This window comes from Kribbella sp. NBC_01510 (genome assembly GCF_045040325.1).
Taxonomy (GTDB): Bacteria; Actinomycetota; Actinomycetes; order Propionibacteriales; family Kribbellaceae; genus Kribbella.
Genome location: NZ_CP109418.1, coordinates 427871 through 439660 on the forward strand (window position 1 = coordinate 427871; position 11790 = coordinate 439660).

11 protein-coding genes are annotated in these 11790 nt (G+C 68.9%); 4 read left to right on the forward strand and 7 right to left on the reverse strand.

The window, feature by feature from the left end; all coding sequences use genetic code 11:
• Nucleotides 1–129 precede the first annotated feature (129 nt).
• Nucleotides 130–2250: an alpha/beta hydrolase-fold protein gene (locus OG558_RS02095; protein ID WP_405068684.1), complete on the forward strand. Its 2121-nt coding sequence runs from the start codon at nt 130–132 to the stop codon at nt 2248–2250.
• A gap of 244 nt (nt 2251–2494) precedes the next feature.
• Here the strand turns inward: OG558_RS02095 and OG558_RS02100 are convergent, their stop codons facing one another.
• Genes OG558_RS02100 through OG558_RS02130 form a run of 7 tightly spaced genes read right to left on the reverse strand, consistent with a single transcriptional unit; the run spans nt 2495 to nt 8959 of the window.
• Entirely contained in the window at nt 2495–3055 is a 561-nt protein-coding gene (locus tag OG558_RS02100; protein WP_329481214.1) for a DNA-3-methyladenine glycosylase I, read from the reverse strand.
• Complete coding sequence (locus OG558_RS02105; RefSeq protein WP_405068685.1) at nt 3052–3753, reverse strand: SRPBCC family protein; 702 nt, start codon at nt 3751–3753, stop codon at nt 3052–3054. Before OG558_RS02105 ends, OG558_RS02100 begins: the two co-directional genes overlap by 4 nt.
• A 12-nt stretch (nt 3754–3765) precedes the next feature.
• Nucleotides 3766–5571, reverse strand: coding sequence for a DivIVA domain-containing protein (locus OG558_RS02110; protein WP_405072101.1), 1806 nt, complete (start codon nt 5569–5571; stop codon nt 3766–3768).
• A gap of 54 nt (nt 5572–5625) precedes the next feature.
• Nucleotides 5626–6495, reverse strand: a complete 870-nt coding sequence (locus OG558_RS02115; RefSeq protein WP_328526839.1) for a TIGR00730 family Rossman fold protein — start codon at nt 6493–6495, stop codon at nt 5626–5628.
• Nucleotides 6496–6532: 37 nt separating this feature from the next.
• A complete protein-coding gene (gene dapE / locus OG558_RS02120) occupies nt 6533–7600 on the reverse strand; it encodes a succinyl-diaminopimelate desuccinylase (protein ID WP_405068686.1) in 1068 nt (355 codons plus the stop codon).
• Nucleotides 7600–8286 (reverse strand): VOC family protein, encoded by a 687-nt coding sequence (locus OG558_RS02125; RefSeq protein ID WP_405068687.1) that lies wholly within the window; start codon nt 8284–8286, stop codon nt 7600–7602. Before OG558_RS02125 ends, dapE begins: the two co-directional genes overlap by 1 nt.
• A 10-nt stretch (nt 8287–8296) precedes the next feature.
• Nucleotides 8297–8959, reverse strand: a complete 663-nt coding sequence (locus tag OG558_RS02130) for an ABATE domain-containing protein (protein ID WP_405068688.1) — start codon at nt 8957–8959, stop codon at nt 8297–8299.
• 63 nt (nt 8960–9022) lie between these two features.
• Between OG558_RS02130 and OG558_RS02135 the strand changes: the two genes are divergently transcribed.
• The 3 genes from OG558_RS02135 to OG558_RS02145 all read left to right on the forward strand — a co-directional run bounded on the left by OG558_RS02135 (nt 9023) and on the right by OG558_RS02145 (nt 11415).
• Nucleotides 9023–9679, forward strand: coding sequence for a pyridoxal 5'-phosphate synthase (locus tag OG558_RS02135; RefSeq protein ID WP_405068689.1), 657 nt, complete (start codon nt 9023–9025; stop codon nt 9677–9679).
• Nucleotides 9670–10338, forward strand: a complete 669-nt coding sequence (locus OG558_RS02140; RefSeq protein ID WP_405068690.1) for a maleylpyruvate isomerase family mycothiol-dependent enzyme — start codon at nt 9670–9672, stop codon at nt 10336–10338. The genes OG558_RS02135 and OG558_RS02140 overlap by 10 nt, the downstream gene beginning before the upstream one ends.
• 75 nt (nt 10339–10413) lie before the next feature.
• Nucleotides 10414–11415 (forward strand): LacI family DNA-binding transcriptional regulator, encoded by a 1002-nt coding sequence (locus OG558_RS02145; protein WP_405068691.1) that lies wholly within the window; start codon nt 10414–10416, stop codon nt 11413–11415.
• The last annotated feature ends 375 nt before the right edge of the window (nt 11416–11790 follow it).

The window sequence follows — 11790 nt, forward strand, 5'->3', positions numbered from 1 at the left end:
AGTAGTCCCCTCCGCCGAGCAGTCCACGCCGCCGGTACGCCGCGGCGTCAGTCTCGGCGCCGAGGACTACCCGTTCTTCGGTACATACTCGATCTTGTAATCGTTTACGTAAGCGATTACAAAGCTGCTGTGAGGAAACTGCTGCTGCCTGCCGCCCTGACGGTCGCCACGCTGGTTGGGAGTCTTGTCGTGCCTGGTTCGAGTGCTCAACCGACCGCCTCGCCCGGAGTGATCACCCCCGCCGCCGTGCGGTCGGCGACCCTGGGCGAGGACATCGACTACAACGTCTACCTGCCGGCCGGGTACGCCGACTCGACGCAGCGCTACCCGGTGCTGTATCTGCTGCACGGTCGCGGCGACTCGATGGCGGCCTGGACGCAGGTGAAGAGCCGGCTCGACGAGCTGATCGGCTCCGGCGAGATCCCGCCGACGATCGCGATCATGCCGGATGCACCGTGGAGCAGCCGCGCCAGTTGGTACGTCGACTCCGCGTATCGCGGCGCGGACCCGGGGCGGCCGGTCGAGACCGCGTTCTTCCGGGATTTGGTGCCACATGTGGATGCGACGTACCGGACGATCGCGGACCGGAGCGGGCGCGCGGTGGCCGGGTACTCGATGGGCGGCGCGGGCGCACTGCGGTACTCGCTGGCGCATCCGGACGTGTTCGGTGCGTCGATCGTACTCAGCCCGGCGGTGTACGTCCCGTTGCCGCCGGCGGACTCGAGCACCCGGGACTTCGGTGCCTTCGGCAAAGGTACGGATCCGTTCTCGGAGGCGACGTACCTTCGGTTGAACTGGCCGGCGGCGTTGAAGTCGTTCGCATCGACAGGGCTGCAGTCGCATATGTACATCGCGGTCGGCGACGACGAATACAAGAACCCGAAGGCGATCGACGCGACACACGACCTCGACTTCGAGGCGCACATCGTGTTCAACCAGGCGGTCCGGGTGCCGAACCTGACCTCGGAGTTCCGGGTCGTCAACGGCGGGCACGACTGGGACGTCTGGGGGCCGTCCTTCGCGGACGGGGCGAAGTACATCTTCCAATACATCGGGAAGCCGCCGGCAACGCCGATGCAGGCGACGATCACCGGTACGGCGGGTGAGGACCGGGCCGGCGGGATCGCGACTGATGCCTCAGGCAATGTTTATCAGGCGGTCGCGGTGGAGGGGCCGCTGGATGGTCAGCCGTACGCCGGCGGGAAGGACGTCGCGCTGATCAAGTCGCGACCGGACGGGACGCGCGAGTGGACGCGATCACTCGGGACCAGTGGGACGGAACGCGCGTACGGCGTTGCCGTCGATGCCGACGGGCATGTCGACGTGACTGGGTACACAACCGGTGATCTCGACGGCGCGCATGCGGGGAACGCCTCAGATGATGGGTTTGTGGTCCAGTTCGATGGTGATGGGAATCGTCGGTGGCTGACGCAGTTCGGCGTATCCGGGGTGGCCGATCGGAGCTACTCGGTGGCTGTCGACGGGACCGCGATCTACGTCGTTGGTTACACCAAGGGTTCGTTGGGTGGGGCGAACCAGGGCGACAAGGACGTGTTCGTCGCTCGGCTCGATGGTGACGGCCGGCAGGTCTGGTTGCGGCAGGTCGGGAGCACGGGCGAGGACAAGGGGATGGCGGTCGCGATCTCCGGTGGGGCTGTGTATGCGGCGGGGATGACGGCCGGCGCCCTCGGTACGTCGGCGGGTGGGGTCGACGGGTTCGTCACGCGCTACTCATCGTCCGGTGAACCCCTGTGGATGCGGCAGTTCGGCACACCTGCTTCCGACGAGGCATGGGGGCTGACGGCTGATCCTTCCGGTGGCGTCTACCTGACTGGCTATACCGCCGGCGACTTCTCCGGCACGTTGGCCGGCGACAAAGACTTCCTCGTCGCGCGTGTCGACGGGGACGGCGTACTCACTTGGCGGGACCAGTTCGGTACGACGGGGAACGACAAGGGCGCCGCGGTTGCGGTAGACCCGTCAGGCAACCTCTACGTTGCCGGCTTCACGGACGGAGCGTTGGGAACTCCACTCGGCAAGTTCGACGCCGTACTCACGACGTACTCTCCCGACCACACCCGGATCTGGACACGTCAGTTCGGCACGGCCGACGACGACGCGGCCGATCCGTTCGCTGAGGCCAACGTGTATCTGACCGCGACGCCGACCCGCGTCCACCTGTCCGGTCTGACCAACACCGACGTCTTCCACACCACCTTCACGCCGGCGGGTCAGAACGAGTCCCCGTAAACGTTGGTGGGCCCCCCGACCGCGTTCCGGCCGGGCGAGTCACGGCCGGACAACCACCTGACAGTCGGGGGCGCCCGCCGAACACTTCATCACGTTCAGTGCCCAAAGCACAACTCGTTCAGCCGTTTGTGTTTGGGCAATTTAGCGACTTCTCAGGGACGCTTGCAGATGCACAAATCACCTGCACGTGCAGGCGCTCGCGGCGCTCGAAGAGCACCCGTCTGCACGTGCGATCGACCACGAATCAGCGGGCGATGCAGGTCGAGAGGTGGTCGTTGACGATGCCCGTCGCCTGCATCAGCGCGTAGGCGGTGGTCGGGCCCACGAAGACGAAACCCTTCTTCTTGAGGGCCTTGGACATGGCCACCGATTCGGGCGTGGTGGCAGGCACGTCGCCGAGGGTCTTCGGGGCCTTGTGCTCGGCGGGCCGGAAGGACCAGAGGAAGTCGCTGAACTCGCCGTCGTCGAGCTCGAGCAAGGCGCGGGCGTTGGTGATCGTCGCGTTGATCTTCAGCCGGTTGCGGACTATGCCAGGGTCGGCCATCAGCCGGTCGAAGTCGGCGGCGTCGTACTTGGCGATGATCGTCGGGTCGAAGTGCGCGAACGCGGCGCGGAAGTTCTCCCGCTTGCGCAGGATGGTGATCCACGAGAGGCCGGACTGGAACCCTTCCAGCGTCATCCGCTCGAACAACGCGAGGTCGTCGCGGATCTCCTTACCCCACTCGTTGTCGTGATACTCGACGTACTCCGGCGCCGACGTCGCCCACCCACATCGCGGCTGCCCATCCGGCCCGATCACCGTCATCCTTCTACCTCCCGCACCAACCGCCGCAACGAGACCCGCATCATCACCTCAAAAGCCGGCCGCACAACACGCCAGCCAAGCACCCCGATCCGCCCCAACGGCGGCACCACATCCTCAGCCCACGTAAACGTGCACCCGCCGGCCTCGCCAAACCCAGCCCTCGCTCCAGCCGCACCGGACCCAGAGGTCCCGGCGGATCCAGAGGTCCCGGCGGATCCAGAGGTCCCGGCGGATCCAGAGGTCCCGGCGGATCCAGAGGTCCCGGCGGATCCAGAGGTCCCGGCGGATCCAGAGGTCCCGGCGGATCCAGTGGTCGTCGCGGATCCAGAGGTCCCGGCGGACCCGGGGGTGGTGGCGGAATCGGGGGCCGTCGTGGATCCGTGGGGCGTGGTGGAGCTGGGGGTGATCGTAAATGTGCCGGTGCCGCGGACGAGTTTGCCCAGGTGTTTCACCGTGCACTCGCGCGGTGGCTCCCAGTGTGTGATGACCATGTCGTCAGTGAACCCCAAGGCACCGACAGAAGTCCGCGCCGCGACGCCACCGCCCACACCGGCGCCGCCCTGCTCAGTCGCCCAGACGCGCGTCAACAACATCCACCGCGACTGCCGCTCCCAATCCATCACCACGTCCCACGCAGCCTGCGGCTCCAGCCGCAGCTCGATCGACGCCTCCGCGTGACAGCTAGCCTCGGATCCCATCACCCGAGTAGATCAGTTGGGCCGCTGATAAGCACCTTCGTCAGAAGCCCCACTGTGCCGCCCCTCCGAACCCTCATCCCCCTGGTCTCCCGCCTGCCCATTCCCCGTCGCCTGAGGCCACACCGGCCCACCCTGCTCCCCGGCCGGCGGCCAAAACTGCCAGCCCTCCTGCTGCTGCCCCGCCTGCTCCTGCTCCGCCACCTGCTGCTGGTAGTCAGACTGAGCCGCCTGCTGCTGATAGCTGGGCTGGGCCACCTGCTGCTCGGCAGCTGGCTGCTCCTGCTGGTAGCTGGGCTGGGTTGGCTGCTGCGCAGGCGGTTGTGCGTCCGGAGCGGACGGCTGCTGCCACTGCGGAGCCGGCGCGGGCAGCACCCAGTGCGGGGTCGGCGCAGGCTGCCCAACCGGTGGCACAGAAGGCCTCGGCTGCTGAGCCTCAGCCGGAGGAGCCACATGCTCCTGCGCCGCCTGCGGCTCATCCCCGCGGAACCACGCCGCAGATTCCGCCGGATCTGCCACCGAAGTGGGTCCCTGTGGCTGCTGCGGTGAGTAGGCCTCCGGCTGCTGCTGGGCACGAGCCTCAGGATCCCGCGGGGTGTACGCCTCCGGCTGCTGCTGATCTGCCCCCGGCTGCTGCAGTGCGTTGGCCTCCGGCTGTTGCGCGTAGACCCCCGGCTGCTGCTGCGCACGAGCCTCAGGCTCCTGCGGGGTGTACGCCTCGCGCCGCTGCTGCGTATACGCCACCGACTGCTGGAGTGCGTTGGTTTCCGGCTGCTGAGTGCGCGGCTCAGGCTGCTGGCTCACGTAGGCCTCGGGCTGCTGTTGCGCGTACGCCTCCGGCTGCTGGGGAGTGTTGGTCTCTGGCTGCTGGGCGCGAGTCTCGGGCTGTTGGAGTGGCGGGTCGGCGGGGGTGCGGCGGGGGGTGGTGGGGTGGGACTGGGCTTCGAGGAGGGCTCGGGCTTCGGCTTGCAGGCGCTCGTATTCGTCGGCGGCTGCGGCGTGGCTGGTCTGTGGGACCTCTCGGGTGTCCTCGTCGTCGTCCTCGGCCGAGGCTTCGGCGGAGGGCTTGGCCAGCGCGGTGGTTGGCTGCCCGAGGGCGGACTGGCCGACGGCGGATCGCTCCCCGGTGAGCGGGTCAGCGGCCGGCTGTCCCTCGGCGGGCTGCTGGGTGGCGAGCTGCTGTCCAGCCGACCGCCCGGCGGTGGACTGCCCCGCGGTGAGATGCCCAGCGGTGGACTGCCCCGCAGCAAGCTGCTCGGCGGACAGCTGCCCCGCAGTGGACTGCTCGGCTGTGGAAGGCTGCCCCGCGGCGGCCTGCTCGGCAGTCGGCGGCTGTCCCGCGGTGGGCGGCTGGGACGGGGTGGGCTGGTCTACGGCGGGTTGTTCGGTGGTGATTGGGGCGGTGGGTGCCGGCTCGGGGGTGGCGGATTCGGGGAAGTCGCCGCCTACGAGGATGGGCGGTTGTACGCCGGTGTCGTCGAACTCGGCCGGGTCGTAGGTGCCGCGGGACGTGAAGCCGGCCCCGTCCGGCGCCTCCACGATCGGGGCGACCGCGCGTTCGAGGTCGGCGATCCGGCGGTCCCGCTCGGCGACCTCCTTGGCGACGCGTTCGAGGAGCGTGTCGACCTCGTCCATCCGGTAGCCGCGCAGCCCGACGCCGAACCGCGCCGACTCGATGTCGGTGGAGGTGAGCGCCTGCCGGGCCGGGACAGTCATGTCGGGCCGGTCGTCGTACGCCGTACTCATGGCACCCCAACGACCCGAGGCCACGACAGCGACAGCCCCGATCAACAGCACCACGATCAGCCCGAAGAACCACATCACGGGACCGATCGTGCCATGCCGCACCAGTCAACCGCACAGATGCCCAGGGATTCAGCTTCCGTCGGACCCGAGCCGGTGCGCCTCGCGCCGCGCCCGCGCCTCCGGGCTGTCCGCCTCGGCCACCTCGCGGGCAGCCGCCGCGGCAGCCTCCTCCGCGGCCGCGTCGGCGACCTCGCCGGCCTTGACGATGTAGCTGATCGCCTCGTCCACGTCGTCGGTGATGGTGAACATCTCCAGATCGGCCGACGAGATCTTCCCGTCCGCGAGCATCGTGTCCCGCAGCCAGGACGCCAGCCCACCCCAGTACGACGTACCGAACAGCACGACCGGGAACGACGTGACCTTCCGCGTCTGAGCCAGCGTGAGCGCCTCGAACAGCTCGTCGAGCGTGCCGAACCCGCCCGGCATCACCACGAACCCCTGCGCGTACTTCACGAACATCGTCTTCCGGGTGAAGAAGTACCGGAAGTTCATGCCGATGTCGACCCACTCGTTCAGGCCGTTCTCGAAAGGCAGCTCGATGCCCAGCCCGACCGACACGCCGCCGGCCTCGGAGGCACCCTTGTTCGCCGCCTCCATCACGCCCGGCCCGCCACCGGTGATGACCGCATACCCGGCCTCGACCAGCTTGCGACCGCACTCCTCCGCGGCGGCGTACATCGGGTCGTCGGGCTTGGTCCGGGCGGAGCCGAACACGCTGATCGCGGGGCCCAGCTCGGCCAGCATGCCGAATCCCTCGATGAACTCCGACTGGATCCGCAGCACTCGCCACGGGTCGGTGTGCACCCAGTCCGACGGCCCGCGGCTGTCCAGCAACCGCTGCTCGGACGTGGACTGCTGCACCTGCTTGCGCCGCATCACGACCGGCCCGCGCTGCTGCTGGCCGATCGGACGGTCGGGGTGGATCGAGGGTTCTGCCATGACTCCAGGTTATGACCTAGCCGGAGTCTGGACCTGTCTAGGCGCGATCCGTCAACCAAGTCCTCAAGCGCTGTTCACACAGCGCGATCTCCGCCTCCGGCACGAACTCGTCCTGCTTGTGCGCGTAGAGCGGGTCACCCGGCCCGTAGTTCACCGCCGGCACGCCGAGGAGCGTGAACCGGGCCACGTCGGTCCACCCGAACTTCGGCTTCGGCTCACCCCCGACCACCTGCAGGAACGCGGCCGCGGCCGGCCGCTCCAGCCCCGGCAGCCCACCCGCCGCGGAGTCGATCACGACGACGTCGTACCCCTCGAACACCTCGCGCAGATGCGCCTCGGCCTCCGCCTCCGACCGGTTCGGCGCGAATCGGTAGTTGATCGTCACCGTGCACATATCCGGTACGACGTTCCCCGCGACGCCGCCGCTGATCCCGACCGCGTTCAGCCCCTCGCGGTACTCGAGCCCGTCGATCGGCACCCGCCGCGGCTCGTACGCCGTCAGCCGCCCCAGGATCTCGCCCGCCGCATGGATGGCGTTGCGGCCCATCCACGACCGGGCCGAGTGCGCGCGCTCACCGCGGGCGGTGACCTCGATCCGCATGGTGCCCTGGCAGCCGGCCTCGACCACCGCGTTCGACGGCTCCATCACGACCGCGAACACGCCCTCTAGCAGCTCCGGGTTGGAGCGGGTCAGCTTGAACAGGCCGTTCCGCTCGGCCTCGACCTCTTCGCAGTCGTAGAAGACGTAGGTGACATCCCGGTTCGGCTCGTCCAGCGTGGCCGCAAGCCGGAGCGCGACCGCGACGCCGCCCTTCATGTCGCAGGCGCCGAGCCCGCGGATCAGGCCGTCGGCGCGGCGGGCCGGGAGGTTGTCGTTCAGCGGGACGGTGTCGAGATGGCCCGCGAGGACGATCCGCTCGTCCAGGCCGAGGTCGGTGCGCGCCACCACGGTGTTGCCGTGCCGGAACACCTTCAGATGCGCGTACGCCGACAGCGCGGCCTCGACCTTGTCCGCGAGCTTCTCCTCGGTCCCGCTGACCGAGGAAATGTTCACCAGCGCCTCGGTCAGATCGGCGCCGGACAGGGTCAGGTCGAGCTTGCTCATCAGGCGTCCTCTGCCGGTGGTAGGAAAATACAGAACTCGTTGCCCTCGGGGTCGGCGCAGACGTGCCAGCCGATTCCCTGGTCCTTGGGCCGCAGTAGTGTCGCACCCACGTCGAGCACCGGCTGCAGGGCGGGCGCGGTAACGTCCCAGTGGATCCGGTTCTTGACCGTCTTGGGCTCCGGCACGGGTAAGAAGACCCAGTACGGGAACGGGACACCCGGCACGTTCTCCAGCCAGTACCAGGCGTTGTCCGGAGCCTTGCCGAGCTCCCCGCCGACGACACCCTGCCACCATCGCGCCTGCGCCTCCGGGTCGGCCGAGTCCACGACCAGCTCCATCAGCCGGTACGCCGGGACCGTGTCGCGGACGAGTCCGCAGAACTCACCGCCCTCCGGGTCCTCCATCACCGCCCAGGGCCGGTCCGCGGAGATCGGGGATCGGACCGTCGCCCCTTCCCGCTCGAGGTCCGCGATCGCGCCGGCGTGGACGTCCAGGTGCACCCGCTGCTTCACCGTCCGCGGTTCGTCGACCTTGTTGATCCAGATCGTCTTCCCGGGCGTGTCCCCGACCAGCACGTTCGGGTTGTCGGCCGGCGAGGTCAGCCCGATCACCCGCCCCCAGAACGCCGTCATCGGACTCGGACACATCACATCCACACACAAGTCCTTGAAACGCGCGATGGTCATAACGGAAAGGCTATAGGCCGTGACGCTTGCGGTAGTGGCGGTTCACACGCTCACGGTTACCGCAGGATGGCGAGCACCACAGCTGGCGCGGATCGTCCTGCAGGAAGTACTTGACGCACCGCGCCGCCGGACATGCGCGGAGCCGCACCCGGTCCGGGCCGGACAGGAAGTCGATCGTGGACCGCCCGACCGCAGCGACCAGCAGCGCGACCGGGTCTTCGGTCCGGCCGGCCCAGCGCGTGACGGGCGGGCCGTCGTCGGGCCAGTCCAGCTGCATCGTGCCGAGCCGGTCGGCGGCGCGGTTCACCATCCGCAGCGCGGCGTCGGCGTCCATCAACCGATCCGCGTCAGCCTTACTCGGCGGTTCTGGCGCAACTGCTCGGGCGAAGAGCGCCCGCACCGCACGCCGAACGCGCACCAACTCGTCGCGCACGACGGCCTGCGCATCCCGCGCATCCGCGCCCGCGTCGTCCGAGCCCTTGTCGTCCACGGCCGCGTCGTCCGAGCCCTTGTCGTCCACGGCTTCGAGGGGACGGCCGAGCACCTCGGTGACCAGGTCGTGGTGCTGGTCAAGCCAGGCAGTGGTCTCGGCGGGGGTCGCCAGCAGGTCGGCGACGCCGCCCTGACCGTCGTGCTTGATCGTCGCCGCGAGAGCGAAAGCCAACGTGCTCATGCGGACAGTCTAATGGGATACATGGTTGCTGCCATATGAGTTAGTGGCCTAGGGTCTCGATTCGTGACCGACCTCCGGACCAGGCTGCGCGCAGTCCCCACGCTGACTGGCACTCCGCCCCCGTTCGACCCCACGCGCGCGCCGGACTCGCCGTACGAACTGTTTGTCGACTGGCTGCTGACCGCGGTCGATCGGCAGATACCTGAGCCGTGCGCCGTGACCCTGTCGACAGTGAGTGCGGACGGGCGGCCCAACGGCCGGGTGTTGATCCTGAAGGACGTCACGGCGGACGGGCTGCAGTTCGCGTCGTCGGCGGCCAGCCGCAAGGGTGAAGAGCTCGCTGCCTGCCCGTACGCCGCGCTGACGTTCTACTGGATCCCGCTGGGGCGCCAGGTGCGCGTGATGGGCAGTGTCACGCCCGCCGACCCTGTGGACTCCGCACGCGACTTCCTCGCTCGCCCGACGCCGGCTCGCGCCGAGGCGTTGGCTGCGCGGCAGAGCGGCGTACTGGAGGATCCCTCCGATCTCGCGACGGCCTACGCCGAGCAGACCGAGCGCTTGACTGCTGACCCCGGGCTCGTAGCGCCGAACTGGACGCTGTACACGCTGCGGGCCGACGAAATGGAGTTCTGGCAGGCGGATCCGGACCGCCGGCATCTTCGCCTCCGCTACCGCCTGGACGAACCGAACCACTGGATCAAGGAGCGCTTGTGGCCCTGACCGACGTCAAGACCGTTGTCGCGCGGCTGAACACCTTGCTCACGGACCTGGACGACGCCACCGCCCGCGCCGCGTCCGGCCTCCCCGGCTGGTCCCGCGGTCACGTGATCACCCACATCGCCAACTTCTCCGAGGCCATGACTCGCCAGGTCGAAGAGGCTCTGAAAGGCCGTGTTGTCGAGGTGTACGACGGCGGCCGCCCGGCCCGCGACGCCGGTATCGAAGCCGGCGCCCACCGCCCAGCCGCCGAGCTGACCACCCACCTCGAGCGCGCGACGACTGCCCTGGTCACGGCCTGGGACAAGGTCGGCCCCGACGACTGGGCCCGTCCCATCCTGCACCGCAACAGCAACCTCTCCGCCGGCCTCAACGCCACCTGGCGCGAACTAGCCATCCACACCGTCGACCTGCACCTAGGCATCACCCCGGCCAGTTGGTCTCCCGCCTTCTGTCTCCACCTCCTGGACTTCCTACGCCCCCGCACCCCCGAAGCCATCCACCTCGTCCTGCACCCCGACGACGGCCCCACCTGGGAAACCGGCACCGGCGAGGACCAGGTCCTCACGGGCACCCTCACCGACCTCACCGCCTGGTACGCCGGCCGCACACCCCCCGGCCCGATCACGGGCCCCACCCCCGACCTACTCCCCTGGCCCTGAACTCCGACCGCTCTGCTCTGGATCGGGACTAGAGTGCGATCCGGACGACCATCGGACCTCCAGCGGGGAGCGGGCATGACGACGATCTACGACGTCGCGCGTAGATCCGGCGTGTCTCCGGCGACCGTCTCGCGGGTGCTGAGCGGACAGCGCAACGTGGATCCGGAGCTGTCCGAGAAGGTCCGCGCCGTGGTCGCCGAGCTCGGCTACCGCCCGAACGGCGTGGCCCGCAACCTGCGCAAGTCCAGCACGAACCTGTGGGCCGTGGTCATCTCCGACATCGAGAACCCGTTCTTCACCTCGCTCGTCCGTGGCCTGGAGGACGTCGCCCAAACCGAGGGCTACCACGTGGTTCTGTGCAATTCCGACGAGGACCCGGCGAAGGAAGCGGCGTACGCGTCGGCCGTGCTGACCGATCAGATGGCGGGTGTGGTGATCTCCCCGACCAGTACGGCGGAAGGCGTGCAACTGCTCGCGGACGCGAAGATCCCGCTCGTCCTGATCGACCGTCGCGTCGACGGCATCGAGGCGGACACCGTGCTGGTCGACAACGAGCACGGCGCGCGCGAGGGCGTCAAACACTTGATCGACGGCGGCTACCAGCGGATCGCCTGCATCACGGGTCCGCGCAAGGTCAGCACCGCGATGGACCGGCTCGCCGGATACAGGTCGGCGCTCCGGGCCGGCGGGATCCGCTACGACAAAGATCTGGTCCGGCACGCCGACTTCCGCGAGGCCGGCGGGTACGCCGCGATGGAAAGCCTGCTGGAGTTGCCCGAACCGCCGGAAGCGCTGTTCGCCGCCAACAACCTGATGACGGTCGGCGCGGTGGAGTGCCTGGCCAAGAAGGGCCTCCGCGCCCCCGACGACATCGCCATCGTCGGCTTCGACGACATCCCGTGGGCGGACCTCGTCGTACCCAGCCTCACGACGGTGTCACAGCCGACGTACGAACTGGGCCGCACCGCCGGCCTGCTGCTCAAGGACCGGACCGCGTCCCCCGGCCGGCTGGCTTCGACGGTCACCCTCCGCACCGAACTCCACATCCGAGCCACCTCAGCCCCACGCAAGAAGTAAGAACGACACCGCTCCACGGCGCCTGTCTCTGCGGCAGCGGCGTCACGCAACAAGGCGGTCGGCGCCAGGTGACCGCTGGCTGTACTCCGTCGTGAGGCTGGTGACCGACAGGGTCGGCCGACCTGTCCTATCCGAAGCCGAACCGAGGAGTGCCGGTGATGGGACGAACTGGGCAAAGTGGCGGGCCTGGGACAGGAGCACGTGGGTTGGCACACGTTACTTCGGCTCTTCTGCTGGATGTGTGGGGTGTGGGATGTGCAAGGTCGACAGGAGGTGCCGGTGCAGGAGTGCTGCTCGGGCGAGGCATTCACGCCTGAGATCGGCTGGCCCGGCCGGGCTGGGGCCGACACCTCCTGTCGACCTTGCACGTCCCAG

What these genes read in the sequence shown, in the direction of transcription:
- OG558_RS02130 (WP_405068688.1), bottom strand. Translation starts at nt 8,959, where the DNA reads ATGAGCACGTTGGCTTTCGCTCTCGCGGCGACGATCAAGCACGACGGT.
- OG558_RS02110 (WP_405072101.1), bottom strand. Translation starts at nt 5,571, where the DNA reads ATGTGGTTCTTCGGGCTGATCGTGGTGCTGTTGATCGGGGCTGTCGCT.
- OG558_RS02145 (WP_405068691.1), top strand. Translation starts at nt 10,414, where the DNA reads ATGACGACGATCTACGACGTCGCGCGTAGATCCGGCGTGTCTCCGGCG.
- OG558_RS02105 (WP_405068685.1), bottom strand. Translation starts at nt 3,753, where the DNA reads ATGGGATCCGAGGCTAGCTGTCACGCGGAGGCGTCGATCGAGCTGCGG.
- OG558_RS02115 (WP_328526839.1), bottom strand. Translation starts at nt 6,495, where the DNA reads ATGGCAGAACCCTCGATCCACCCCGACCGTCCGATCGGCCAGCAGCAG.
- OG558_RS02100 (WP_329481214.1), bottom strand. Translation starts at nt 3,055, where the DNA reads ATGACGGTGATCGGGCCGGATGGGCAGCCGCGATGTGGGTGGGCGACG.
- dapE (WP_405068686.1), bottom strand. Translation starts at nt 7,600, where the DNA reads ATGAGCAAGCTCGACCTGACCCTGTCCGGCGCCGATCTGACCGAGGCG.
- OG558_RS02125 (WP_405068687.1), bottom strand. Translation starts at nt 8,286, where the DNA reads ATGACCATCGCGCGTTTCAAGGACTTGTGTGTGGATGTGATGTGTCCG.